Origin of the sequence: Vibrio sp. MarTm2, assembly GCF_027587055.1 — a bacterium.
GTDB lineage: Bacteria > Pseudomonadota > Gammaproteobacteria > Enterobacterales > Vibrionaceae > Vibrio > Vibrio sinaloensis_D.
The window spans coordinates 34,436-60,589 of sequence record NZ_JAPPTK010000012.1 but is presented as its reverse complement, the minus strand read 5'-3'; the positions used below and the strand labels follow the sequence as shown (position 1 = coordinate 60,589).

Sequence of the window (26,154 nt, the reverse complement as noted above, 5' to 3'; positions counted from 1 at the left end):
AACCTTAGCCGTAGACCTTTTCAAAGTGTTCTACGGTTGGGAAGGGATCATAAAAATGATGTAAAAGTGCCTTCCATTCCTGATATTGCGCGGACTGTCTAAATCCTTGCTCGTGGTCTTCTATTGTTTGCCAATTCACCAACAAAATATAGCGGCTTGGGTGTTCAACACACCGTTGCAGTTGGTGAGAAATATAGCCCTTCATGGACGCTATGATCGTCTGCGCTTTGGCAAAGTTTTGCTCGAACTCAGACTCCAAATTCGGCTTCACATCTAATATTGCGACTTCCAGTATCATGTTTTTTCCTTAACCTAAGATGAACAGCGCCCGTTTTATTGAATTAACCCCTGCCATACCGCCGTTGCACCACTTACTGTACACAGAGCGAGTGCGCCCAAGCGTATCTTCTCTTTGGGTAAAGAGTGCGTGGTTAACTGCGCCAGTTTATAACCGACCCAAGAAGCAGGAATCAATGGAATTGAAATCCAAAGATGATGCCAAGTGAGAAACCCAGCGGGCATTTGAATGATCAGCGAGATGATGGAACTAAAGACAAAAAACGCCGACAGATTTCCCCGCAGTTGATTCGCCTCTTGGTGCTGTAAGAGCAGTGCCATTGGCGGGCCACCGATGGCTGAACTGGTTCCAAAGAAACCAGAGAAGAATCCTGCAATACCCATCCTTGCTGGTGTGGGCTCGATTCGAAATGGCAGTAAGCTGACTGCAACCGCAAACAGCACCAGTAAACCAAGCCATAGCGCCAGCAAGTCGGTAGAGACTAGAACAAGCAGCACCCCTCCCGCAACAGAGCCGGGAACTCGCCCTATCAAGGCCATTTTTAAGCCACCGATTTCTACGCTAGCGCGGTGTTTTAAAGCATTGAGAATCGAGATGAACAGCGCCACCAAGCAAATCGGCGCGGGAACGTAATCTGGGGACACCAAAATCAGCAAAGGCGCTGCGACAATCGCCAGCCCGAATCCGATCGCTGTTTGCACAAACGATCCTAAGAAGATCAAAAACGCGGCAATCAGAGCCTCTGACGTTATCCATTCAGCGTACATATTCATCATTTACTACAAGTCAGTGAGAGACTTCATAATAATCTAACGCGATGAAAATGCGACCGTTTTAAATGATTAAAATCTCACTGTTTTTCCGCTACGTTTTGCCATCGGTCAGTAAACGATGAATCGGGGTCATAAAGCTCAGCTTGCTTGGCCAAATTAAAGCGCCTTGAAGGATTGGGATCAGCGCCAACACCCGCTAGATACTGCCAATTTCCCCAGTTTGACGTCACATCATAGTCAATGAGTTGACTTTCAAAATAAGCCGCTCCACGTCGCCAATCCAAACCTAACTCATGAATCAAACAACTCGCCACCAATTGACGCCCGCGGTTGGACATAAAACCGGTCTCTTTGAGCTGATTCATGCACGCATTGACGATAGCAAAATCTGTCTCACCCTTAACCCAGCGTTGAAACGCCTTATCATCAAAAGGCTTAGGGATTTGTTTCGATGTCAGTCCAGAAAAATAGAACACCCTTTGCTGATGCTTGCGCCCGTACCAATAGAAGTACTCGCGCCATAACAGCTCAAATATAATCCAGTAGGTCGACTGATTGGCACCATTGCGTTGCTCATATTGGCGTAACAAAGCGACAATTTGTGCAGGAGAAATGCACCCGAGAGCGAGCCAAGGGGAAAAGTGAGTCGAGCTCGATTCTCCCTCTAAATGGTTGCGAGTCTCTTTGTAGCTACTGGCAAAAAGTTGGGAAAAGTACCAAGTCGCGTGTTGGATCGCAGCGCGCTCGCCGCCAACAAACCCCGTGGGAGTAGCAATCTCACCGAGACGATACAAAGCGTCTTGAGAAGGATAAAGGTGCTCAAAAATGGGCTCTACTTGTTTGCGAAACTGAGTAAAGGTTGCGGGAAGCTCATCAAGTGGAAACGGCAACTGATCTAAGTGAAAAAGCGTGGTGTTGTCAGACTGAATCACCTCTAGCGTCGGAAATTTCTGCTTGATGGCATTGATCATGACGGTCTCATCAAATCCCGCAACCTCGCTGACGTAAAGGTGGCTAACGCCTCGTTGCTCGATTATCTCTGCCACGGCTTCTGTTGTGCCTTGCTCAGCGATATTGAGTTCGACGCCCAACGCCGTAAGGCTCTCTGAAAGGTCCTCAACGGACTGGTGTATAAACCGCTCTCTGTGGGTTCCGAGGTTGTGCTCGCCGGAGAAAGCCGCGAGATACTCGGTGACATGTGGTAGGCAATACACGGCGACTAACTCGTCAACCTCGTTTAATGCGCGGTCGAATAATGAATTGTTTAAGCGTCTTAAATCGTTGGTAAACCAGTATAAGCCAACCGTTGTTTGCACAATAATGCCTCCTCTACGTTGCACGATTATTCGATACGTAGAACAGAGGCATTTAGTTTACCCAGTTATGCGGTTGCTAATCGCTGTACTGGTCTATCGTTAATTGGCAAGTGGATTAGAGCTGCGGCAAACGCTAGAACCACAGTTGACCACCAAATTGGATCGTACGAGCCGTAATAATCGTAAATACGTCCGCCTGCCCAAGCGCCTAAAAAGCTGCCGACTTGGTGAGTGAAAAACACCAAACCATACAGAGTTGACAGGTACTTGGCGCCGAAGATCTGACGAACTAAGCCTGATGTCAATGGCACCGTACCGAGCCAACAGAAACCAATCGCACCGCCAAAAATCGCCGCCGTGTGTTCAGTGACAGGTAAGGTAACAAAAGCACCAATCACAGCCGTACGCACCAAATACAACGCCGACATCACGTGGCGCTTACTGTACTTATCGCCCATCACGCCCCAAAAATAAGAGCCAAAGATGTTGAAAATTCCGACATACGCGAGTGCCATTGCCGCAGTTTGTGCCGACAAGTTCTTATCCGCTAAGTAGCTTGGTAAATGGGTGGCAATAAACATGACGTGGAAGCCACAAACAAAGAAGCCTGCATGGATTAGCCAATATCCTTTATGGCTAAATGCCTCTTTTAATGCCTGCTTAAGTGTTTGTTGTTGCTCCGCAGCTTGCGCTACAGCATTATCTGACGGCTTAGGCGCACGCATAAATAATGCAAAGGCAATCATGGTAGAACAAAGAATCGCAAAGCCCTGCAACGCGCCTTGCCAGCCAAACTCAGATAACATAGTTTGCGCGCCCGGGATCATCGCGAACATACCAAATGACCCAGCAGCAGTCGTCAAACCGAACGCTTTTGCCGCGTGCTCTGCCGGAACCACTTTCGCCACCGCACCCAACACAATCACATAGCTCGTGGCACTTAAACCAAGACCAACTAATACGCCCAGTGACAGGTAAAGCATGCTTGGCTCTACAGCGATAGATGTTAGATATAAGCCTAACCCGTATGCGATAGCGCCCATGATGATAATACGCTTGGCACCAAATCGGTCTGCTGCCATACCAACGAAGGGCTGAAACACACCGAACAAAAGATTTTGCAGGGCAATCGCAAAGCTAAAGAACTCACGGCCAGTTTGGAAGTGGTCCGAAATCGGCATCATAAAAATGCCAAAAGATTGTCTGATACCCAGACAGGTAATTAAGATGGCGATCCCTAGCCAAACAATGATTGGAAATCGAAAAATGCTCATCGCATAACCTTAGTGATGATGGTGGTGAGAATGGTCATGGCTTTCACCTGTTGTCTGGTGACAGCCGCTATTAATCGCTTGCTGAGCCAATAACGCCAATAGTTTGGGAGAGTTATGTACTGCAACAAGAGAAAGCACTAGCAGTAGAGTCATTCTCATTAGCTGAGCAAAAAGTGATTGAGAAAACATAGTTCTAAATCTCAGCATAGGTTTCAAAAGAGCGCGAAGTGTAGAGATCCCCGCGCAATGACTCAAATGACATTTAAACAAGGAGACTATGCATTTTGTGCATACAGTGACTTCTCCAGCTCAAATCCTTCATCGAGCCAACCTGTCACGCCACCAATCATTTTCTTTACGGGTCGACCTAATTTGGCCAAGCGAATGGCTGCTTTCTCTGTCCCGTTACAATGGGGCCCTGCGCAGTAGACGACAAACAAGGTCTCCTGAGGGACGTCAGCTAATCGCTTTTCATTGAGCCGCGGGTGAGGAATATTAATTGCGCCGTGAATGTGCCCCTCTTCATACAGCGCTTCACCTCGTACATCAACCAGCACAAAATCTTGCAAACCATTGGTTAGCGCGTGGTGAACATCCCAACAATCAGTTTCAAACTTCATTAGTGCTTCAAAATGTGCCAATGCCTCTTCACTGCTTGCCGCTGCGACGCGCGATACTGCACTTGCCATGTTCTTTCTCCCTGTTTGTTTGAACGCTTACCATTATGCGAACAAAACCTAGCCACAAAAATTGGCTTATAAGACAAGCTTCGTTAATATTAAGCCAAACCATTTGTGCACCAAGGATTGGAAAATGAATCGTGTTGCCATACTTGCCCACTCGCATGTCACCTTATTTGAGATGTCATGCGCCATTGAGTTATTTGCTTTGCCACGACCTGAGTTCGACGCTTGGTACCAGACTGATGTAATTAATCTCGAAGGGACAAGCATCAATACCACGGGCGGCATAGCCTTAACCGCTCAGCACTCAGAAGATTTAACCCGCTACGACACCCTGATTATTCCTGGTTGGCCGACTTGGGATTTCACCATTCCCACGATTATTGAACAGCAAGTGAGCCTGTTTGCTCAGCAAGGCAAACGTATTTTGACCCTCTGCTCCGGCGCATTTTTATTGGCGAAACTTGGACTTCTCGACGGGAAAAAAGCGACAACACATTGGATGTATGAGCAAAAGTTTCGTACTCAGTTTCCAAACGTCGACTATCAGCCAGATGTTTTGTATGTGTTTGACGGCAATCTCGGCTGCTCGGCGGGCAGTGCGGCTGCGTTAGATTTAGGGCTGGCTGTGATTCGCCACGACTTTGGCTACACAGTCGCGAACCAAGTGGCGAAAAGGTTGGTGGTTGCAGGGCATCGCTCTGGCGGCCAAGCTCAGTTTGTCGAAACGCCTTTGCTTGAAGTTCCCAACCAGTTTTCCCAGACCTTGGACTGGGCGAAAAGTAATTTAGATAAAGTGATTCAAATCGACACCCTAGCCAGTAAAGCTAATATGTCGCGCAGAACCTTTGATCGCAAGTTTCGCAGCAGCTTCAATATGTCACCAAAAGAGTGGTTAACCCAGCAGCGAATTGAAAGGGCGAAAGCATTGTTGGAACAAGAATCGACCTCGGTTGAGCGATTGGCTATTCTGGCAGGCTTCGACAATGCCACAACCATGCGCCACCACTTTCGCCGTTTGGTCGGTGTTTCTCCGCAGCAATATCGCTCACAATTCAATGCTGGCTAATATTGCACTTGATGCAAATCAACCGTATAGCGTTTATACCCGTTAGTACGATGTGAAAATGACATCCACTTGATAGCATGCTCGCACCCAGACCAAACGGATCGCACGCGAATGCATCAACACATGAGCCAAGTGCTGCTTGATATCGCCCTCAACCTTACTTCGAATCAAAATAGCGACGCACAATATCAGCATTTGATCGATGGCATCGATCAGGTTTTTCCTTGCGATGCGAGCGCATTGTTCATCTTTGATCAAGATGGTTTCTTAGTACCTGTCGCCGTAAAAGGACTCGCGAACAGTGTCCTTGGGCGTCGTTTCTTCCCTAAGGCGCACCCTCGTTTAGAAGCAATTATGCAAAGCAAACAGCCGGTGCGTTTTGATGCAAACTGCCCCCTACCCTACCCGATCCGTTTAGTGGCGTATTGCTGAGCGAAGAAGCCGAGCTTGATGTCCATGACTGTTTGGGTCGTAGTTTGCATGTTGATGGGCAACTGGTTGGCTTACTCACCTTAGATTCAATGACAGTCGGCGCCTTTGATGCCATTGAGTCAGTTACTATTGAAACCTTCGCTGCCCTTGCCGCGGCAACCCTGCGTAATATTGGCCAAATCAAAGCACTCAAAGCGCTGGTCTTCGCTCTTTGGTGGAAGAGTATCAACGAGATCTGATTGTTCATGCTTATGAAAAATCCGAGCAAACATGGTCAAAAACCGCGGAATTTTTGCAAATGGACCGCGGTAATTTGTACCGAATGGCGAAAAAACTCAAGGTGGTGGGCTAGGTCACTCTTTGTCGAAACTGTCGACCACGATGGCACCCATAGAGGCGGGCATGGTGATAACGATCACCCGTCTCAACGAAAGTAATGGATCGCTAAACAGCGGAAGTTTATCGATGCAAAGCAGTACCAAGGCAACCACCATCGCCGCCATCAAATAGGCAGAAACAATCCGGAACACAAATACAGCTTTGCGCTGTTTAATATCGCGTTGAAAAACACTCTCGTAGGTGAATAAAGTCAGAAAAACCGCTGAGAGTACGACCAACATAAAAATGTTCAGAGCAGGAAGTGTTTCCCCCAACTTCCATGCCTCCTCGGAAAAAGAGATAGGCACCGCGAGTGCAAACGCCCCCACGAATATTTGCCCTGCATCTTCGATATTAAAATTGAGCTTCATTTATTCCGCCTTGATCTCCGCTTCTTGCGCTGAGGGTTCCGTCTTCTTTGCCACAATCTTGGTTACGCCCTTTTGCAAGATTAGACTATTTGGGTAAGTGATGATGTTCCCGCTAGCATAGCGCAACATGACGTTCGCCCTTTAAAAACAGGCGTTCATTAAACCACAACACAGCCAAACATAGATACAAAGAGCGCCACTCATTTTGTTTCTCTGCGGCGTAATGGCTGTTCTTGTTGTCATTTTTACATCCCCTAAAAATCTGTCGATTTAACAAGCGGCTTTAACTCTGTTTGCTGTTTTTTTTCGCCACACTTCAAGGGAAAACCTAAATCACCCACCGAAGTCTTGTTGTCATTAATACAACACCACTTATGTCTTAATGACATCAAACTCGTAAAAATAGCAATATAAAACATTAACAATCAATAACTTAAATATTGGCACACTCCCTGCTCTAACAGCGCATATCAAGGCGAACCGCCAACATCTAACAATTGCAATTGGAGACGCGCAATGTTTTGTATTCAATGTGAACAGACTATTCAAACCCCAACCGTGAAAGGCTGTTCTTTCGCTCAGGGTATGTGTGGAAAAACATCAGAAGTTTCTGACCTACAAGACGTATTGGTTTACACCCTTCAAGGTGTCTCATACTGGTCTGAGCAAGCAAAAAAATTCGCAATCATCGACAACGAAGTCAATCAATGGGCACCGCGTGCATTCTTTTCTACGCTTACCAACGTGAACTTCGATCCAGCACGCATTCTTGAGCTCTCAGCGCAAGCTGCAACATTCAAAGCCCGCTTAAAAGAGCAAACCCTAGCGGCAGAAAAACTCACAGACACCGCACAAGAAAGCGCACCTGCTGTGGCTGATTTTGAGCTCCCAGCCAGCGCAGAAGAAATCTTAGCATTCGCACCCGAAGTGGCGGTGAACCGCGGCTACCAAACCATCAGTGAAGATGTGATTGGCCTTCGCCTGCTTTGCTTATATGGTCTAAAAGGCGCGGCAGCGTACATGGAACATGCGCGCGTATTAGAGCAAACCAGTGATGACATCTATGCGGAATACCACCAAATCATGGCATGGCTAGGTACTGACCCAGAAGACCTTAATGCGCTTCTTGAATGTTCCATGCAAATCGGCCTTATGAACTACAAAGTGATGGAGATGCTGGATCACGGTGAAACGAAAACCTTTGGTCATCCAGAGCCTACTGCCGTTAACGTTAAGCCAGTCAAAGGTAAAGCAATCCTAGTCTCGGGTCATGACCTACACGACCTAGAGAAAATCCTTCAACAAACCGAAGGCAAAGGCATCAACGTCTACACCAACGGTGAAATGCTTCCAGCGCACGGCTATCCTGAGCTTAAGAAATACTCTCACCTTGTGGGTAACTACGGCAGTGCGTGGCAAAACCAACAGAAGGAGTTCGCTAACTTCCCTGGTGCTATTGTCATGACATCAAACTGCCTGCTTAACCCGAACGTCGGTCAATACGCCGATCGCCTCTTTACGCGCAGCATTGTCGGCTGGCCGGGTGTGGCTCACATAGAAGGAGATGATTTTAGCCAAGTGATTGAGTGCGCTCTGGCACAAGATGGCTTCCAGCATGATGAAATCGAGCACATGATTACAGTCGGTTTTGGTCGCAATGCCTTAATGCAAGCAGCGCCTGCGGTGGTTGAAGAAGTAAAAGCGGGCAACATCAAGCACTTCTTCCTTGTCGGCGGTTGTGACGGTGGCAAGTCAGAGCGTAGTTACTACACCGACTTTACGGCTGCGGTGCCTGAAGACAGCGTAATCCTGACCCTTGCCTGTGGTAAGTTCCGTTTTAACAAGAATCAGTTTGGTGACATTAACGGTATTCCTCGTCTACTCGATGTGGGTCAATGTAATGATGCCTACTCTGCTATTCAGCTAGCACTGGCGCTTTCAAAAGAGTTCGACTGCGACATCAACGAACTACCGTTAACCTTGGTTCTATCTTGGTTTGAGCAAAAAGCGATTGTCATCTTGCTTACGCTGTTCGCCCTTGGCGTGAAAGGGATCTACACAGGCCCAACTGCGCCGGCATTCTTAACCGATAACTTATTGGCCATCATCCAAGAGAAGTTCGATATGCGCAGTATTGGCAATGTTGAAGACGATCTAAAAACCATCTTAGCGGCTTAATCATTTGCTAAACCCCAGCAGAAAGCGTTTCGCGAGCTGTTGGGGTTCACTTCTAAGAGAAATCAGATGTTTATTGAATGGCAAAATAATCAAGCTGCTACAATGCGTTGCAGTGACAAATGGCAAGAGACTGACGATGCTGTCAGCATAAAGCTCGTTGCAGCCGACGCGAGCCATCTTCATTTCAGCAACTTCAAACCCGGTCAGTTTGTGTCGCTTGGGTTTGAACTCAACGGAAAGATGGAATACAGAGCGTACTCGATTGCTTCTGCGCCCGGCGATGCTCACCTAAAACTGACCGTAAAAAGAGTCGACGGCGGTTTAGTCTCAAGCCACATTGTCGATCACTTTAACTGTGGGGATACAGTGGCGGTGCTTGCGCCAACGGGACCATTTAACAGTATTGATTGTCCTCCAAAACGAAAGGTCACGCTGATCAGCGCCGGCTGTGGTATTACCCCAGTCATGTCAATGGCTTCCACTTGGCTGCGAGATAAAGCCGACATTGATATCGTCTTTATCCATATGGCAAAAAGTGCCGCCCAGACGATCTACTTTGACCAACTTGAATCGATGGCCGCGGCTCATTCTCACTTCCACCTAAAGCTACTACTCAAAGACAATACAGGAACGCGACACCCACAAGGGAGATTAGACAAAGAATGGTTGAACACATTGTGCCCTGATCTTGCCGAGCGAACTGTCTACTTGTGTGGACCAACGCAGTTTATGCAAGACATGGAATCACACTGCCGCGCTCTAGGGGTCGAAGATGGGCATTTCCATCAAGAGAGTTTTACACCGATTGAATCCAAGCAAAACAAAGCATCGTCTGCCGCAGCACAGGTAGAGGTTCCCGCATTTGGTGTCACGACTGAGGTAGCTCAAGGCTCGACGTTAGCCGATGTATTGGAGGAAAACGGCGTCCCTATCATCATCACCTGTCGCAGTGGCATGTGTGGTTCTTGTAAATGCAAGGTAACCAAAGGGACGGTATCGCGCACCAGTACCGAAACCTTGTCAGAGGAAGATCTCGCCAACGGCTATACTCTTGCCTGCTCTAGCCAAATAGAAAGCGATGTCGAAGTTGAGCTGGTATAACCTGCCAAAAGCGAGACAGGCTCTCGCTTTCATTGCTCTTTACTGCGGCTTAGCCACGAGTTAGGCGCTTACGTCAGCGAATTTGTAGATAAAATCCCCCAGTTTGATGATCGTAACGCGGTGAAATCAGTAACAATGTAAAGACTGATAAATAAGGATGACCGCAATGAAAACGACATGGATTTTGCTGGCGACACCTCTAGCTTTAACATGGAGTCTGGCCGCTCAGTCTGCCAGTTGCCCCGAGCTACTCAATTCAAAGCAAAGACTGCTCAACTCGAATCAAACCATAGACCTCTGTGAGGAGTTCAAGGGCAAAACCTTGCTGGTCGTCAACACCGCGAGCCAATGCGGGTTTACCTCTCAATATGCTCAACTGGAACAGCTGCATCAGACTTATAAAGACAGCAACTTTGCGGTGATAGGGTTTCCATCAAATGATTTCAAACAAGACCGTGGCAGTGAAGAGAATACCGCCAAAGTGTGTTACCTCGATTATGGTGTGACATTTCCAATGATGGCGAGAAGTTCAATAAAAGGGGCATCGGCTAATCACGTGTTTACCAAGATAAGCGAGCAAGCGGGCGTTGAGCCTCGTTGGAACTTCTACAAATACTTGATCGATGCAAAAGGTGATGTCGTGGCAACATTCCCGAGCTCAACACTGCCAATGAGCCCAGCTCTCACTCAAACCATAGAGAAGCATCTTTAAACGGGCTCAGTTTGCTGAGCCCTTCCCGATTAGTGAATAGATTTGAACTGGAGCTCCACCAGCCTTTGGTAGAGCTCACAGCTTTGCATTAAATCATTGTGACGGCCAATATCGACAAGGCGTCCTTGAGCCAATACGGCAATTTGATCGGCGTGTTGGATGGTGGAGAGTCGGTGAGCAATAATAATGGTCGTACGCCCTTTCATTAACTGCTCAAGCGCTTGTTGAACATGGTGTTCACTTTCGCTATCAAGAGCACTGGTTGCCTCATCCAGAAGCAAAATCGCCGGATCCTTTAAGATTGCACGAGCGATGGCAATCCGCTGTTTTTGCCCTCCCGAAAGACGAACGCCTCGCTCGCCGAGAAAACTGGCGTAACCTTCCGGTAGCTTGGTAATAAAGTCATGAGCGTGAGCTTTTTTCGCCGCTTCGATCACCTGCTCGTCTGTCGCATCTGGGTTGCCGTAACGTATATTGTGCATCACATCGTGGCTAAACAAGGCAGGTTGTTGAGGCACCAACGCCATCTGTTGGCGAAGTGCACTCGGGTCAAAACAGCGCACATCCACACCGCCTAGCGTCACTTTCCCCTCGATCGGGTCATAAAACCGCTGCAACAACTCAAATAGGGTGGTTTTCCCTGCTCCTGACGGTCCAACCAAGGCCAACACTTTGCCCTCGTTGGCAACAAGGTTGAGTTGCTCAATCGCTGGGTGTTGCGGCCTTGATGGATAGTGAAACGTCACATTCTCAAAAGCCACTTGGCTCGATAAGCCTTCGATGTCGTGTACCTGACCGTTTGGCGGCGCGATATGGCTTTCAACGTGCAAGATTTCGATCAAGCGTTCTGTCGCTCCAGCGGCGCGTTGCAACTCGCCAAGGACTTCAGAAATCGTCGCCACCGACGAGGCAACCATAATGGCATAGAATACAAATGCACCCAGATCCCCCGCCGACATCGTTCCTTCAATCACGTCGTTACCACCAACCCAGAGCATTCCAGCAATCGCACTAAACACGATGACAATAACGCCCGATATCAATATCGCACGCTGCTTTACTCGACGTCGGCCAATATCGTAAGCACGCTCTACTTCTTTGGAAAACGCCCGCTGTTCTTGGTTTTCGTAACTGTAACTTTGCACCGTCTTAATGTGCTCTATGGCTTCACCGGCGTAACTGCCAACATCAGACATGGAATCTTGACTCTGGCGCGACAACGCCCGCACACGACGACCATAGAAAAGAATCGGGACTAACACGAAAGGAACGGATGCCAAAACAATCAAGGTCAACTTGACGTTGGTGGCAAACAACATGATCACCGCGCCAATACACATCAAAGCGCTGCGCATCGCCATTGAAAACGACGACCCAATGATACTCTGCAACAAGGTGGTATCCGTGGTTAAGCGCGACATAATGTCACCGCTGCCGTTGGTTTCAAAATAACTAGGATGAAGACCAATCACATGATTGAACACCGCCAAGCGAATGTCTGCGCTCACTCGCTCCCCAACCGATGAGACCAAGTAGAAGCGAAAAAAGGTGCCAATCGAGATGAGTATTGTGATGGTCAAGATAAACTGAATCGCCCCTGTTAGCTCCTGCGTTGACTGTTGGGCAAATCCTTGGTCAATCAAGATACGAACGCCATAGCCGACCGACAAGGTGAGTGACGCGGTAAAAATCAACGCCAAAAGCGCCGCCGCCACTTTGAGTTTGTAGGGTTTGATGAAGGTGACCAATTCGAGGAGAATCGCCAGATTTTTGGACTTCCCATCAACAGCAGCGGACTCTGCTGGCAAGGAAGAAGATGGGGTTTGGCTCTGCACAGGATTCAACCTCTTAGTTGTTCGGACATTGTTCTTTACTCAGCTTATCACTTGGCATCACATATCAACAAACCTTGCGAGTGACACCACACGATATCCGCTACAAGCGTATAGTTTACATCACCTCAGCTTGCCGTATCATAGCCAACTTAATTGAGAACGTTGAGAATAAGAATGCCTACTACATTCACTCCAGTTATCCCTGTCGGGGTTCGCTTCATGCTGTTGTCTGCAATGGGTTTTGCCCTGATGTCAGCCTGCGTGAAATACGTTAGCGTGCATGGCATTCCTCTGTTTGAAATTGTCGCAGCAAGGGCATTGGTTTCTCTCGTCATTAGCTACATCGATATTAAACGTAAGCGACTATCCGTTTGGGGCAACAATAAGCCTTTGCTGTTCTTGCGTGGCGCCGTGGGCACGCTGGCGTTGATGTGCGTTTATTACTCTGTGACCACGTTACCCTTAGCAGAAGCGACCATATTGCAGTATGTTCACCCTGTATTTACGGCGCTACTTGGGCTCTTATTCCTCAAAGAACGGATTCAGATCGCGACACTTATCTGCATTGCGCTCTGCTTGGCAGGATTAGGTTTAATGGTGCAACCCAGTATGGCTAATAACGCAACGCAAGAGTTACCGTTGTTCAGCGTGATGATGGCGTTGCTAGGTGCGCTGGGAAGCTCGATCGCCTATGTGGTGGTTCGAAAACTGAGCCAAACAGAAGACAGCTCTGTCATCATTTTCTACTTCCCTATGGTGGCGCTGCCCACCTCCATCGCACTAATGTGGAACGACTTTGTCATGCCAAGCCTGTTTATCACAATGATGCTGGTATTGGTTGGGGTCTTTACCCAAATTGGTCAATACGGTTTAACCAAAGCGATGCAGACTCAAGCCGCAGGACAAGCGTCTGCCTACTCCTATGTGCAAATCGTCTTTTCAACCTTGATCGGCGTAACGCTGTTTAACGAAATACCGTCGATTTGGACCTATATGGGAGGTGGATTGATTGTAACGGGCGCGCTGATCAATGTCTTTGGTAAACAGCTTCTCGCTGTGCGCCCGCGTTAATCAGAGCGAAACTAGAGTCTAGTCATCGTAGTCTGAGTTATGGCAGACTAACCTTGTATCAGCCACAACGATAAGTCGAAACTCATGGAAGAGCACGAAACGACCATCGCAAAGCTCAAAGACCGCATTGCTGAGCTTGAAGAAAACAACCGCCGTCTAGAAGAGAAGCTCAATGCTGCCTTAGATGGCACCGGATTGTGCCTTTGGGAGCAGCATGTTCCGACGGGGCAACTGCGCATCTTTAATATGGAATGGGGCAAGATGCTCGGTTACCAGCCACATGAGCTAGAAGCGACCGTTGAAGTATGGAAAAGCAAACTGCACCCAGACGACTACGATCTTGCCGTTGGCGCTTTCGAAGCCCATTTAAGGGGTGAGGCGGACGCTTATCAAGTTGTGCATCGCATGCTTCACAAAGACGGTACCCACAGTTGGGTATCGGATCGTGGCCGAATCGTGGAATATGATGACAACGGTTCCCCACTTCGGATCATGGGCACACACATCGACATCACCAACGAAAAGCGTTATGAAGAAGAATTGGCTCGGTTGGCTTGTGAAGATCCACTCACTGGGCTATTCAATCGCCAAGCGTTGACGTCGCATTTTGCCGACTACGCAAAACGATACCCACACCGCCCTTCTGCGCTGATTTTTATTGATTTGGATGATTTCAAAACCGTTAATGACAATTTAGGTCACAAAGCGGGCGATTTGGTTCTTATGCAAATCAGCGCTTGGTTAAAAGATTTTGCACCGAAAGACGCCTTCATTGCTCGTCTTGGTGGGGATGAGTTTGTCTTACTTTGCCATGAAGATTCTCCCCAGAGCATAGACCGCTTTACTGACGACTTGCTAAGCCAATCTCAACAACCAATTCAACTGGATAATGGCTCATCAAAAGTAGGGTTCAGTATTGGTATTTGTCATTTCACCCCACAATCTTACGACTTTGAAGCGCTCTATGTCGCCTCTGACCAAGCGATGTACAGCATCAAACAAAATGGCAAGAATGGCGTTGCACGAATACACCTGTGAACGCCATACAGGCAATCTAACGAAGGTTGTGGTTCACTCTAAATCGCTCAATCGCCTTTACCCATTTGGGAATGAAGGCGCACAACACATTCGCAAACACAATCAAGCCTAGACCAAGCAACTGAATCGACTCATAGCTTTCATCAAAAAACAGCCACTGCCAAAGCGCAGTAAACAATAAATTGGTGTAGATGAGCGGCGCGAGCTGAGAGTTGGACTCTGCCAATTTGTATGCTTTGGAACGAAACACTTGGGTGTTGATGATAAGAGCAGCTAAGGCAAGCAATACCCCGACCAACAGCATCAGACTGCTCGAATCACTCACTATCCACTCAGGCTGTCGCAGCGCACTCACTCCGACAAACGGCAGCAGCACGACCGAGGCAAAAAGGAAAGTCCAGAAGTTGATTTCAAATGGATTGCGATCGGTTTTGCTCGACCGATACAAAGCCAACTGCGATCCAGCATTAAAAGCCCCAGCGGCTAATCCGACCAACAATTCTATTCGCAGCGATAAGTTGGATACATCACCCGCCAGCAATAGCACACCGATAAACGTGATCACTAACCCCAAAATGCTAAGGGGGCGAACTCGAGTCGAAAAGATTAATTTTTCTAACAGTGGAATAAACATGGGGCCGGTGCTAAACAGGACCACGCTTTCTACCAAAGAAAGGTGCTTTAGTGAGTAGATAAAACAGATCTGACAAAGACCAATACAGACCGCGCGTAGCCAAAATGGCTTCATCAAGCGACGCTCCGGAATGCGAATTTTGGGCAACGCGACAAACACTAAAAGTAAACTCATTGGCAGAAAAAATCGCAAGAAACCAAGCAGACTTGGCTCTAACTGCTGACTAAGAAATTTGGAAAACAGCCCAGTTAATGACAAACTGAACGTTGATAACAACATAAATACTATTGGGTACAACTGATTAGACATAACTCCTCCCGATTGGCGCTCAGTGTATGTCTGATCAGAGGTAATAAAAATCGCGTAATAGTTACATTATCGGTAAGAAAAACTAACAGATGAAAAAGTACGCCCCACTCAAATCTCTTTACTCGTTTGTCGCTGTTGCTGAGTCTGGCAGCATGACCGAAGCCGCCCAAGCTCTTAGCGTAAGCCACTCTGCCGTGAGCCAAGCGATCAAATCCCTCGAGAGCCAACTTGGTCAGCCGCTGTTTCAACGGGTGGGCAGAAATGTGGTGCTAAACGCCAGTGGACGCAAATATTATAAGCAGGTAGCGCCAGCTCTTGAGCAAATCGTCAACGCGACTCAAGAGATGATCGCCGACAAACAAAGCCATCGCTTAACACTCAATATGGTCAACTCGCTCGCCATGCATTGGTGGATACCGCGAGTCGGTCGACTCAATGAGTTTGCGCCTCAGCTCGACATTCGTATTTCTACCTTAACGGGCAGCTTTGCCATGGAATATGAAGGGGTCGATGTAGCGATCATCCACGGTAAAACCGATGAATGGCAAGACTATTACTGTGAGAAGCTAGCAGAAGATGAGCTCGTTATGGTTGCGAGCCCTGAACTACTCGAAAAAGCCTCGACGCCGCAAGCGCTGCTCGCTCACTACCCTGCGATCATCGCCGCAAATGAACGACGCAAGCATGACTGGCAAGTCTGGTGCGAGCATCACCAACTGCCTATTCCGGATAGCACTTACAATCTTAGCTTCACTGCCTCGGTACAAGCCGTGCAAGCGACGATTCGGCGTCTTGGAGTGTTCGTCACCCATAGGCAGTTCATTCGCGATGATGTTGAGCATGGATCGCTTGTCGAGGTAGGGGAACCCGTACTCAACCCGCATCAAGATTTCTACTTTGCTTGCTCGCCAGACAAACTGAAAAATGAACACGTGCTCCTACTCAGACGTTGGTTGCGAGACGAGTTTTCCTTGTAGCGGGACACCTGGTCAGGGTTAACGCTCGCTTAACCCGAACAAATCCTGCCGAGTAGCCTGATAGCTCGCTAACGAACTGCCTTGACGCCAGTAAACATGAGCGCCATCGCCACCAATAACTGAACGACGAAGCAGACCACAAACAACCACTCAACCCCCACAGCGGATGCAATGTACCCCGAACTGGCTAATCCAATAGGCATCAACAGCTTAAACAGCGAGCCAGTTAACCCCGTTACGCGGCCAAGGTATTGCTCATCAAAAGCCTCTTGGCGGTAACTCCATATACAGATACTGCTGTACAAACCAATTGCTGAAATCCAAAAGAAAGAGATTGCCAAGCTCACCACATTCGGCAAAAAGAGCGGGATGACAAAACCTATTGCTTCTAGCGCTATCGACGCAATTAACAACCAGCCCAAGCCCAATCGCTGCCTGACTTTATCGGCGCTAAATGATCCGACTAGCCCGCCAATTCCAGACGCAGCAATCAAATAGCTTACTTCCACCGCATTCAATGCAAGTTCAGCTTTGGCATAGTAAATCGCTTGAATCCAAAACACAGCGCCCGTGGTATTGATCACCATCACGGCCAACGTAATGGTCCACATATTTTGCTCTGCTCTTAAGATTTTCCAGCCCTCTTTTAGCGCTGAAAACACTGGCTGGTGATGGACTGAAGATGACGCAGAGTAGTCCAATCTTTCTAATTGCCAATAGGCAAGCAGCAGCATCACCCCGACACCAATAAAGACATTATGGATCGCTGACATCAACATTAAAGCGCCAGATAGGACAGGCCCTACCGTCTCCATAAAGCTATTGAGTGAACTCATTCTCGCAATGGCCGTATTTTGTGTTTCTGGGGCCAACGCTCTTTTCATCATCGACATGCGTGCGTTGTGGTAACCGTAGTTAAACGCCATCATAAAAAACGCCGACGGGAACAGGATCCAAAGAGGATTGGCCATCCATTCCACCGCCAAGTAAGACGTCAACACCATCGCGGCTTGACCAAACAGCATCACTTGAGACCACTTCTTCTTGTTGACCCTATCCACCCAAACGCCAATAAATAGAGCCAACACCAGATTTGGCATAAACTCGACCGCGCGCATCCAACCCATCACTTCAGATGATTGAGTAAGCTCATACACTAAAAGCGGCATGGCGAGATTGTAGACCTGCGCACTAAACGCGACAAACAGCGTGCTGGTAAAGAGAATTTGAAATGAGCGATTGCGCCAAATAGACCCGCGCTGTGCTGCAGTTAACGTATCCATGTTTCGTTCCTTTTTTCTTCAACTGACTGCGCTATTATTCGCCGAGAAAAGATGAAGAAAAATAGAAATATCTAAACAGGATTTCACCTTTATGCGCTATTGGAAAGCTCTCGCTTTTTGTCAGGAACACCTGTCTCAAACAGATTGGCAACCCGTCTCGCTCGATCATTTTAGTCAAGCAATGGGATGCACTCGCCGCAACGCCCAGCTCCTTATTAAACGACTGATTAAAGAGGAGATCATTGAATGGAAACCTGGCATCGGCAGAGGTAACTTACCTGTTTCACGCCGACTAAGAACGCTTGAGGAGCGGCTAACTCGTCACGCATTACATTTGATTGACCAAGGTAAAGTGGAAGACGCGTTGACGCTGGTGAGCCTAGCGAAACGAAATCAGTTTCTGAGTGAGTACCTCGAACGCTATCAAACCGTCCAATCAGACCACCATGTGCTCAAGATTCCGTTTTATCGCGGAACACACGATCTGGACCCAATCGGAATAAACCGCCGCACCGAGCAGCACATCGCCGATCACCTTTATGCCACGCTACTTAAAGCCAGCGACACTGAAGGCAGCTATCAAGGCGATCTTGCTCATTCGTGGACATTGGACGGCAATTCCCTACGTATTACCCTGCGTAAAGGGCTCTGTTTTCATGATGGCAGTCCCTTGTTAGCACAAGACATCAAAGCCCACTATGATCGTTTGATGGCGTCAGACTCCATCTCGAAACAGATGTATCGCTTCATCGATCGTGTTTCGGTGACTGGTCCCTATTCACTGACATTTGTTAGCCTTTCTCTTCCTTCATTGTTGCCTAAGCTGCTTGCCAAAGGTGCCATGGGTATCTGTAAACAAGAGCAAGGACGCCTGATCGGAAGTGGACCGTTTATCCTCACGCAGCAAACAAAATGGCTTACAAGCCTCAAAGCCAACCCTCGCTACCATGGATATCGCCCTTGGATTGATGGGATCGAAATTTGGAACGTCGGTGACAAGGCCACAGATTTTGAGTTAAACAGCGACGTCGTTCATGGCAGCCACCTGAAAAAGAGCCGCCACGGTTTTACTCAGCGCCACCAATGGGAGCGAGGCTGTGTACATGCCATGCTCAACCCTTACCGGCACCCTTGGATGTTGCGCCGCCAACACCGTCAATGGTTGCAATCCATTCTTGTGAAGATGAGCCCGCCAAACGACGAGCAGTGCGAAGAAATTGCCCAAGCACGGGGCATGCTTTCACAGCCAAGCGAACAAACGGCACACCGCGAAGACAAGGTTCAGCATTGGAATGCCCCTCTACCAAGCAAGCCACTGATTATCATGACTTACCAACTCGCGACACACATCGCGGTGAGTAAACAAGTAGCAAAAACGTGCGAATCTTTTGGTCTCAGATGTGAATTAAAGATATTGGAATATCCAGAGTTTAACTGTGAAAAAACGCTCTCAGATGCGGATATTCTTATTACTGGTGAAGTATTCGGCGAAGACTTCGAGATGTCTTGGTTGGGTTGGATACTCTCAACGAACTCTAACGAGGCGTGTCTCAATCAGAAAGACAAGGCATGGCGTGATAAGCAGGTGGTGCAGATCATGTCCCGACCTACGCTACGCGGGCGACTGAGTGGCTTTGCCGCCTTAGAGAAAAAACTTATAACACGGGGCATTTATCAACCTCTCTATCATGTTAAGCAAGATCTCAACATCTCTGACACCGTTAGTGCTCCGGAGCTGTTAGCCAACGGCTGGATAGACTTTAACCAAGTCACTATGTGATTACAGTGTGGATAGAATCGGCTATTGGGAGCGCTGTTGGTAACGAGCCATTACTTCACCGTCGGGTTGGTATTGTGCTATCAACTTTTCTCTTACCCCAGCGCTTCTTAGCTTTTGGTAACTGTTTCTAAGGGCGCTGACGACGGCTGGCGATGTTTTATTGCCCGTCACCAACCAAAGCTCTTTGCATAACTGGCGCACTTTCATAACCTCAACAAAATCGTCGGGGTTGAGTCCATACTGCGCCATTCGGTATGGGTAACTCACAGTGACTAGCGGCGCAAAGTCGACTCTATTAGCCCTAAGTAAACGAAGCACATCTTTGCCCTGTCCAACTTGGATGGTGTTGGTTATGTTGAACTTATCCAAAAGCTCTTCAAAAGAGCTCTCAGCTTGGACGCCAAAGCGAAAATTGCCCAGCTCTTTTAGCGTCTTAGGTGCGACGTTGGGGCCATCTTTGTATCGATACAGCGCCACTTCGTAGGGCGACACCTCACCAATCCATTGATACTCATGCTCACGCTCCGGAGTGCGAGATATTGAGAAAAAGAGATTATTTTCATACATTTGTGTCATACGAATCGCCCGCTTCCAAGGCATAAAATGGACTTGTGCAATCTGCATTGGAACTGATTGAGAAGCGTCACGGACGAGGGCTTGTACAAAATTGGTCACGTACCCCTCAGGGCGGCCTTGCACCTTAACTTGTAGAGGAGGGAATTCTTGTGTGTAGAGGTTCAAATCAACAGGATCTGCAAACGCAGAAGGACTGAGTAAAATCGCACTTAACAACGTGCATATTTGAAAAAATAGAGAGCGAACCAAACCAAACATAAGCCAACATAATTTATAAGATTATTATCATTATGCTGGCACTATAGAGGAGCAAATTAAGTATGCCAATTATCAATAGGTCTAACCACTTCAGTGATTCTTGCTAGGTCGCTTTGACTAAAACGGCAATTCAATTTGCATCATTACATCGCCGTCATATTTATCATGCCAGCGGTAATCGAGCCGCATTCTTGGCTCCCCTGCACTCTTTTTGCCAAACCCGACACTAAGAAGCAGACCGTGGCTCAGTATCCACTCTTCGGTATCCATGGCGTGCAATCGATTTTCGAGCTCAGTCGGTACCCAAACACCGACACCCACGTAGTTTGAGGAAAGGGCGCGCGTGAGAATCGGATTGGTTTCACTTTTTAACACCCAATCGTCCCAATAAGTGTCATAGCCTTGATCATCATCGAAATCGACAACATCTAAAAAATCGTCAAATTTATTGGCTGTATACTCAATGCCTTCAAGGAGCGAAAAACACACGCCAGAGGTAGAGTGAAACATGACCGACTCCTCGAACTGTTTCGTCTCATACATCTCGCATGCCTGTGTAGAGGCAGTCAGCAAACTTACCAGACCAATCGCTCTTACCGCATTCATTCACACCTCAAATACATCGTATAACAGCCTTAATAATACCCAGATTCGGCCAACTTTTGCCACACTCTCTTAGTGGTCAATGACGAAATATCCTCTCCCGCCTTAATGCCGTCACGAATGTCCGTGCTTCGCACTTTTACCTTTTCGGGGCATGCCATTACTGTCCAGCGACTGAGTATTTTGTCAGCATTGTAGAACTTAGCAAAATTCAAAAGATTGTCAGGTCCCATAACAAAAGTTAGCTCGCAATTTTCGTACCTTTTTTCAAGTGCCTCTAAAACTGCAAAGGTAGTCACGCTTTTTCCCGGTAGGAATAACTGCTCTTCGATGTCGGAGCGTTCAACATTGTCTAGCGCTAAATCCTCAATAAACGCATCCACCAACTCACAGCGTATGGCGTAATCCAACATCTCTTTTCCCCAAGCATGGGCAATACTCGGCAGTAACAGCACTTTGTCGAAGTGGGTTAATGACTCGATAACACTTTTGTGACCTAAACTTGGTGGATTAAACGCACTGCCAAAAACTGCGATTTTGCTCATTTTTTCCCTTATTTTATGCTGAAAACTGTGATCACAGTTTTCTATTAGTTGTATTTAGGTATCATGTCAGTCTGTCATCTTACGAGATTACTTTATCAAAAAGTTCATCTCTTAAGATGACTTAGTATGATGACAAATTTTAACTTTATTGCTTGCAGGAAGGAAACAGAATGGAACAGTTGATTCGCGACGAGATGCGCGTACTGCCATCGATTGACCCTCAATTTGAAATTACGCGTCGTGTCGACTTTATCAAACGCAAATTGCAGGAAGCAGGATGCAAATCCCTTATCCTTGGTATCAGCGGTGGCGTTGACTCTACTACATGTGGTCGTCTGGCGCAGCTTGCGGTCAACCAACTCAATGAAGAAACCGACGGTGGCTACCAGTTCATCGCTGTTCGTCTCCCATACGGTGAACAAAAAGATGAAGACGAAGCACAGTTGGCGTTAGGCTTCATTCAGCCAACACATTCCGTGTCGGTAAACATCAAACAAGGCGTTGATGGCATTCACGCAGCAACCAACACCGCGCTTGAAGGTACAGGCCTAGTCCCTGAAGATGCTGCCAAAATCGACTTTGTAAAAGGGAACGTAAAAGCGCGCGCTCGCATGGTCGCGCAATACGAAATCGCCGGGTACGTCGGCGGATTGGTACTGGGCACGGACCACTCAGCAGAAAACATTACGGGTTTTTACACTAAGTTTGGTGACGGCGCGTGCGATTTGGCCCCGCTTTTTGGCTTAAGTAAGCGTCAAGTACGTGAAGTGGCAGCAGCACTGGGCGCGCCTGAGTTACTGGTTAAGAAAGTGCCAACCGCTGACCTTGAAGAGCTGGCCCCTCAAAAAGCGGATGAGGATGCGTTAAATCTTACTTACGATCAAATCGATGACTTCCTTGAAGGAAAGCCGGTTTCTGAAGAAGTGACGCAGCGCTTGGTTCATATCTACAAAGTGACTCAACACAAACGTCAGCCTATCCCGACAATTTACGACTAAACAACACGGGCAAACTTGCATGGTGAGTTTGCCCTGTCTCCCCCCACACACCAACGTCACGTTAAGCCGCCCACAAACTGACCATATGCTGACGTTTATCTCTAGCTACTTTTATTCGTTTTATCTAAAATACGCCGTATGAGCCGAGCTCAGTGTCAATTCGTCCCTGAAACTAAAATAACCTTGCTGCCATAACGCTTGGCTGCGTCATCTTGTTTTTGACAGTAATAAGTGTGTTGATTTATGGATCAAGATAAGTTCACGAATATCTATCGATTGCCAACGGCGATTCAAATTCGAATCGGCAAATGGCAACAAACATTCAACGGTACCTCAGACTTGGTCATGCACCAAGCTATCGACGTGCGCAACAAACAGTTTCGTAAACCCGACTACTTCCCAAGTGGCTGGTGCGTCAAACTGTTCGACAAAGATGATATTTCCATTACTCACCACGGTAAGTACATCCAAACTGCCATGCGCACAATGATCGATCGTAAGATCTCTTATAAACGCATCTATTTATCTAGACTGCCGCTAGAGGTTGCAGAACCTGGCTTAGTTGCTTTTAAGCAAGAGTGGATTGCCAAACACAATCGCGTGGCAAAGAAATACAATCAAATTAAGAAAAAACAGTTCATTCGTTTAGCACTGGAAGAGCAAGAAACCCTCTACCCTTCTTTGGAAAAGGGCGAGTTTGACCGAGCGCTCTGGAACAAACTGGTGATGTCTGAATTGGGCAATCCAAAGAAATTCGATAATCCTTACTTCGTCAAGAAGGCAAAAGTATAGTTAACCAGAGCAGCCAAGTGCTGCTCTTTTAGGGTCTGTTGACCCTTTGCGGTTGAATTTTGTTCGAGATAAAAGCGTTTTAATCGCGGCGAGAGGTTTGTAGCCTAGTCATTCTAAGCAAAACACCTCTCAACAAAGAGTAAAACGCTTTTAGCCCGCGGCGCGCAGCCGAACCCTTGGGGCAGAGTTTGTGGTTCCTTTCTAAAGCGTCATCGCTTACCAAGTAGAGCAACTACAATTCTGATCCTCTGCCTTGCACAAAGAACCCACAAACTGCTGCAAAAATCAGCTCAAAGGTCAACAGACCCTAGTATTTTGCCAATATCTCCTCATAAAGAGTCATTCCTGATTCGCCTTGCGTTGACTTCAACAAATCTAGCCCTCGTTGCAGTTTCTCAACCACATCGGTAGACGTCGATTTGTTAAACGCGAAGTAAACCTCTCCCTCTCGAACGATATAAACTGGCTGAAACATTTCAGGATCGACATTTACCTGTCGTGACCACCAGAATGCTGCTCTTTGCGAGTAAACCAAGAGATCGATGCGCTTTTTCATTAATTGCTCAGCTAAAACCGTCACGTAAGAAGCCTCTTGCATCGAGTCACGAGGAATTCCCATTGCCAACAGGCTTTGCTCACCAATATCGTCACGGATCACGCCAATTCGGTAACTGGCCATGTCCATTGGTTTTTCTATCTCTATGCCAGAATCTTTGCGCGCTAAAACAACCACCTTGATGTCAGCGATTGGGCCAGCCCACTGGAACAGGTTTTCTCTGTGTTCGGATCGCGTGGTCGAAAACAGTACCGAGTTTTCCTGAGTAAGCACTCGCCGATAGGAACGTGCCCAAGGCTGCAAAGTCAATTGATTCATCTCGATCGGCTCGCCAACGAGGCGGCTCGCCTCAAGTAAAATGTCGACGGCATAACCGGTTATGTTGTCATTAACGAGAAAGTTAGCAGGCGGGTAGGATTCCGTAAAAAACGATAAGTTTCTAAGATCGTCTTTTTCTTGGCTCCAAGCCGAAATCGGTATCCATAATAGCACCGCGAATAAGAGGTGACGGTAAGCTCGCAGATTGACCATAACCCATTCTCCTTTGACACGCCTGATATAAACGTAGCTCAGAAGAAGCAAGTACAAAAGAAAGTGTGATGAATATCTCTCAATTGAGTTATTGAATTGAAGAACTACTCAGCACGAAACCACCAGAGGGCAAAGTAGATTAAGTCGTTAACAGTCCATTTCTTGATAACGCTCGTTTGACGCTGCTGCACATTTTTCCAAACCGTCGTATTTCATCGAAATGAGGTGTGATGCCACGCGCCAAAGCCGATTCCCAATATGTCAGCTCAGAATCGACCATTTCTAGGAGTTTTTTCGGACACCCCTGACAGCTTCCCTTCAATCCACAAATAAAGGTTTCCGGCTCGTAGAGTGGAAGCGTTGACTTTACTTGTTCAATAATGGAACGCATCGCGGTAATTCGGTCAGGCTTTGGTGTGGTCGCGCTCATACTTCACGTTGTTTGGTGAGATTCAAAAACGCGCATTATAGGTATTGGCCAGCCAAAGCCAATACCTATTGTGAGTAGATTGTGCAGATTAGTAGTATTCGATTCCTTCGCCTTGCGTGACTAACGTACCCGCCTGCTTGTTGATCACCTTATCTAGCTCAAACAATGAACCAATCGCTGCTTCACCGCGACCTGATTCGACAAATTTACACACAGCATCGACTTTTGGCCCCATTGAACCTGCTGGGAACGTAAACTCAGACAAGCCTTTCGGCGTTGCGACCTTCATCTCCGCTTGGTCTTCTTTGCCGTAGTTTCGGTAAATAGAACCGTCGGTGAGGATGACAAACAGGTCCGCATTGATTTTTTCAGCAAGAAGTTCAGCGGTGAGATCTTTATCGATGACGCACTCTACACCAACACTATGCCCCTCTTCGATGGAGACAGGCACACCGCCACCACCACAGGCGATCACAACGTTGCCAGAGTTGAGCAGGGTTTCAATCTGTTCGACTTCAACAATATCTTGTGGCATTGGAGAAGGCACGACGCGTCGGTAGTATTCGCCGTCTGCTTTAAACTGTTTGTCGCTTGCTGCCATGATCTCCTGTGCTTTAGCTTCACTGTAGACAGGGCCAACAAACTTAGTCGGATTGGCAAATGCTGGGTCTTGCTTGCTCACTTGAGTTTGTGTCAGCAAGGTCGCAATACGTAAACTCGTATCACAGTTGCGCAGTTCTTGCTGAAGCATATACCCCACCATGCCACAAGTCTGAGAACCAAGAACGTCCATTGGATAAGGTGTTGTCTGTGGTGAATACTCTTGGTAAGCCGCGTTTTGCTCCATCAATAACCCCACTTGAGGGCCGTTACCATGCACAATAACAACTTGGTGTTCGCCAGCAATATCCGAGATGTTTTTCGCTGCTTTTTGAATATTCTCACGCTGGTTTTCTGCTGTTAATGCTTGACCACGAGCAAGCAGAGCATTGCCCCCTAACGCTAATACGATACGCATAAACCTACCCTCCAGAGTCGGCAAAAATGATTGGAAAATTAATAATTTTGTTCGGAGGAGAGATTAAATAATTACGACCAAATAAATCGTGATAATTATCGACAATATTTAGCATGAATAAACTAGGATATTAATCCAGACAATTAACCATTGAATATATTTTCTTTTTTAAATCTATTTACGACGATTTCCTTGTTAAATAGCCCTATCCAATGAATAGTTAGTTGACTGAAACAGCGTCGAGGGCGCAGTTTTTTATTCGGGTTCTTAAACTAAGTCACATTATGGTTTATCGTTAAGTTTGCTTAGCAATAATTATCCGACAGTTATTCAGT

The 26,154-nt window shown here is 47.3% G+C and carries 26 protein-coding genes and 2 pseudogenes; 11 read left to right on the top strand and 17 right to left on the bottom strand.

Going from position 1 to position 26,154, the window contains the following annotated elements:
* Positions 1–4: 4 nt before the first annotated feature.
* The 6 genes from OH458_RS18515 to OH458_RS18490 all read right to left on the bottom strand — a co-directional run bounded on the left by OH458_RS18515 (position 5) and on the right by OH458_RS18490 (position 4,350).
* The gene (locus OH458_RS18515; protein WP_269979404.1) at positions 5–298 is read right to left on the bottom strand and encodes an antibiotic biosynthesis monooxygenase family protein; all 294 of its coding nucleotides are present in this window, start codon (positions 296–298) and stop codon (positions 5–7) included.
* Positions 299–333: 35 nt separating this feature from the next.
* On the bottom strand, positions 334–1,065 hold the full coding sequence (locus OH458_RS18510) for a sulfite exporter TauE/SafE family protein (protein ID WP_039624771.1): 732 nt from the start codon (positions 1,063–1,065) through the stop codon (positions 334–336).
* 83 nt (positions 1,066–1,148) lie between these two features.
* Positions 1,149–2,387 (bottom strand): DASH family cryptochrome, encoded by a 1,239-nt coding sequence (locus tag OH458_RS18505; protein ID WP_269979403.1) that lies wholly within the window; start codon positions 2,385–2,387, stop codon positions 1,149–1,151.
* Positions 2,388–2,452: 65 nt separating this feature from the next.
* Positions 2,453–3,661, bottom strand: a complete 1,209-nt coding sequence (locus tag OH458_RS18500; protein WP_269979402.1) for an MFS transporter — start codon at positions 3,659–3,661, stop codon at positions 2,453–2,455.
* 9 nt (positions 3,662–3,670) lie between these two features.
* A complete protein-coding gene (locus tag OH458_RS18495; protein WP_269979401.1) occupies positions 3,671–3,850 on the bottom strand; it encodes a hypothetical protein in 180 nt (59 codons plus the stop codon).
* A gap of 86 nt (positions 3,851–3,936) precedes the next feature.
* Positions 3,937–4,350 carry a rhodanese-like domain-containing protein gene (locus OH458_RS18490; RefSeq protein WP_269979400.1) on the bottom strand — a complete coding sequence of 138 codons (414 nt, stop codon included), beginning with the start codon at positions 4,348–4,350 and terminating at the stop codon, positions 3,937–3,939.
* A gap of 124 nt (positions 4,351–4,474) precedes the next feature.
* Here OH458_RS18490 and OH458_RS18485 point away from each other — a divergent pair, with 124 nt between their 5' ends.
* Together OH458_RS18485 and OH458_RS18480 are read left to right on the top strand one after the other, a co-directional pair.
* The gene (locus OH458_RS18485) at positions 4,475–5,413 is read left to right on the top strand and encodes a helix-turn-helix domain-containing protein (protein ID WP_269979399.1); all 939 of its coding nucleotides are present in this window, start codon (positions 4,475–4,477) and stop codon (positions 5,411–5,413) included.
* 111 nt (positions 5,414–5,524) lie between these two features.
* Positions 5,525–6,042 (top strand): annotated as a pseudogene (locus OH458_RS18480) (GAF domain-containing protein); the annotation flags it as partial.
* Between the two features lie 156 nt (positions 6,043–6,198).
* Here the strand turns inward: OH458_RS18480 and OH458_RS18475 are convergent.
* The gene (locus tag OH458_RS18475; protein WP_269979398.1) at positions 6,199–6,594 is read right to left on the bottom strand and encodes a DUF2391 family protein; all 396 of its coding nucleotides are present in this window, start codon (positions 6,592–6,594) and stop codon (positions 6,199–6,201) included.
* Positions 6,595–6,729 (bottom strand): annotated as a pseudogene (locus OH458_RS18470) (mechanosensitive ion channel family protein); the annotation flags it as partial. It lies immediately after the preceding gene.
* A gap of 381 nt (positions 6,730–7,110) precedes the next feature.
* Here OH458_RS18470 and hcp point away from each other — a divergent pair.
* The 3 genes from hcp (at position 7,111) to OH458_RS18455 (ending at position 10,585) form a co-directional block, all read left to right on the top strand.
* Complete coding sequence (hcp, locus tag OH458_RS18465; RefSeq protein ID WP_269979397.1) at positions 7,111–8,772, top strand: hydroxylamine reductase; 1,662 nt, start codon at positions 7,111–7,113, stop codon at positions 8,770–8,772.
* A 66-nt stretch (positions 8,773–8,838) separates the two neighbouring features.
* The gene (locus OH458_RS18460) at positions 8,839–9,873 is read left to right on the top strand and encodes a hybrid-cluster NAD(P)-dependent oxidoreductase (protein WP_269979396.1); all 1,035 of its coding nucleotides are present in this window, start codon (positions 8,839–8,841) and stop codon (positions 9,871–9,873) included.
* Positions 9,874–10,039: 166 nt separating this feature from the next.
* The gene (locus OH458_RS18455) at positions 10,040–10,585 is read left to right on the top strand and encodes a glutathione peroxidase (protein WP_039477509.1); all 546 of its coding nucleotides are present in this window, start codon (positions 10,040–10,042) and stop codon (positions 10,583–10,585) included.
* A 29-nt stretch (positions 10,586–10,614) separates the two neighbouring features.
* On the opposite strand, the gene OH458_RS18450 is transcribed toward OH458_RS18455, so the two are convergent.
* A complete protein-coding gene (locus OH458_RS18450; RefSeq protein ID WP_269979434.1) occupies positions 10,615–12,393 on the bottom strand; it encodes an ABC transporter ATP-binding protein/permease in 1,779 nt (592 codons plus the stop codon).
* A 201-nt stretch (positions 12,394–12,594) separates the two neighbouring features.
* Here OH458_RS18450 and OH458_RS18445 point away from each other — a divergent pair, with 201 nt between their 5' ends.
* Positions 12,595–13,491: a DMT family transporter gene (locus OH458_RS18445; protein ID WP_269979395.1), complete on the top strand. Its 897-nt coding sequence runs from the start codon at positions 12,595–12,597 to the stop codon at positions 13,489–13,491.
* 84 nt (positions 13,492–13,575) lie between these two features.
* On the top strand, positions 13,576–14,529 hold the full coding sequence (locus OH458_RS18440; RefSeq protein WP_269979394.1) for a GGDEF domain-containing protein: 954 nt from the start codon (positions 13,576–13,578) through the stop codon (positions 14,527–14,529).
* 16 nt (positions 14,530–14,545) lie between these two features.
* Here OH458_RS18440 and OH458_RS18435 read toward each other — a convergent pair whose 3' ends face one another.
* On the bottom strand, positions 14,546–15,472 hold the full coding sequence (locus tag OH458_RS18435; RefSeq protein ID WP_269979393.1) for a DMT family transporter: 927 nt from the start codon (positions 15,470–15,472) through the stop codon (positions 14,546–14,548).
* 89 nt (positions 15,473–15,561) lie between these two features.
* On the opposite strand from OH458_RS18435, the gene OH458_RS18430 reads away from it, so the two are divergent.
* The gene (locus OH458_RS18430; protein WP_038188345.1) at positions 15,562–16,449 is read left to right on the top strand and encodes a LysR substrate-binding domain-containing protein; all 888 of its coding nucleotides are present in this window, start codon (positions 15,562–15,564) and stop codon (positions 16,447–16,449) included.
* 68 nt (positions 16,450–16,517) lie between these two features.
* On the opposite strand, the gene OH458_RS18425 is transcribed toward OH458_RS18430, so the two are convergent.
* Entirely contained in the window at positions 16,518–17,732 is a 1,215-nt protein-coding gene (locus OH458_RS18425; RefSeq protein ID WP_269979392.1) for an MFS transporter, read from the bottom strand.
* Positions 17,733–17,823: 91 nt separating this feature from the next.
* Here OH458_RS18425 and OH458_RS18420 point away from each other — a divergent pair, with 91 nt between their 5' ends.
* Positions 17,824–19,512: an ABC transporter substrate-binding protein gene (locus OH458_RS18420; protein ID WP_269979391.1), complete on the top strand. Its 1,689-nt coding sequence runs from the start codon at positions 17,824–17,826 to the stop codon at positions 19,510–19,512.
* Between the two features lie 21 nt (positions 19,513–19,533).
* Here the strand turns inward: OH458_RS18420 and OH458_RS18415 are convergent, their stop codons facing one another.
* The 3 genes from OH458_RS18415 to OH458_RS18405 form a co-directional block, all read right to left on the bottom strand.
* Entirely contained in the window at positions 19,534–20,346 is an 813-nt protein-coding gene (locus OH458_RS18415) for a substrate-binding periplasmic protein (protein WP_269979390.1), read from the bottom strand.
* A 117-nt stretch (positions 20,347–20,463) separates the two neighbouring features.
* Positions 20,464–20,952, bottom strand: a complete 489-nt coding sequence (locus OH458_RS18410; RefSeq protein ID WP_269979389.1) for a hypothetical protein — start codon at positions 20,950–20,952, stop codon at positions 20,464–20,466.
* Positions 20,953–20,981: 29 nt separating this feature from the next.
* The gene (locus tag OH458_RS18405; protein WP_269979388.1) at positions 20,982–21,494 is read right to left on the bottom strand and encodes a nicotinate-nicotinamide nucleotide adenylyltransferase; all 513 of its coding nucleotides are present in this window, start codon (positions 21,492–21,494) and stop codon (positions 20,982–20,984) included.
* A 170-nt stretch (positions 21,495–21,664) separates the two neighbouring features.
* Here OH458_RS18405 and nadE point away from each other — a divergent pair, with 170 nt between their 5' ends.
* Positions 21,665–22,492, top strand: coding sequence for an ammonia-dependent NAD(+) synthetase (gene nadE, locus OH458_RS18400; protein ID WP_269979387.1), 828 nt, complete (start codon positions 21,665–21,667; stop codon positions 22,490–22,492).
* A gap of 243 nt (positions 22,493–22,735) precedes the next feature.
* On the top strand, positions 22,736–23,284 hold the full coding sequence (locus OH458_RS18395; protein ID WP_038135152.1) for an MSHA operon transcriptional regulator: 549 nt from the start codon (positions 22,736–22,738) through the stop codon (positions 23,282–23,284).
* 307 nt (positions 23,285–23,591) lie between these two features.
* Here the strand turns inward: OH458_RS18395 and OH458_RS18390 are convergent, their stop codons facing one another.
* From OH458_RS18390 to OH458_RS18380, 3 genes are all read right to left on the bottom strand, one after another.
* Positions 23,592–24,371 (bottom strand): substrate-binding periplasmic protein, encoded by a 780-nt coding sequence (locus OH458_RS18390; protein WP_269979386.1) that lies wholly within the window; start codon positions 24,369–24,371, stop codon positions 23,592–23,594.
* Positions 24,372–24,510: 139 nt separating this feature from the next.
* On the bottom strand, positions 24,511–24,801 hold the full coding sequence (locus OH458_RS18385) for a hypothetical protein (protein ID WP_269979385.1): 291 nt from the start codon (positions 24,799–24,801) through the stop codon (positions 24,511–24,513).
* Positions 24,802–24,889: 88 nt separating this feature from the next.
* Complete coding sequence (locus OH458_RS18380) at positions 24,890–25,819, bottom strand: carbamate kinase (protein ID WP_039481285.1); 930 nt, start codon at positions 25,817–25,819, stop codon at positions 24,890–24,892.
* Positions 25,820–26,154: the final 335 nt, after the last annotated feature.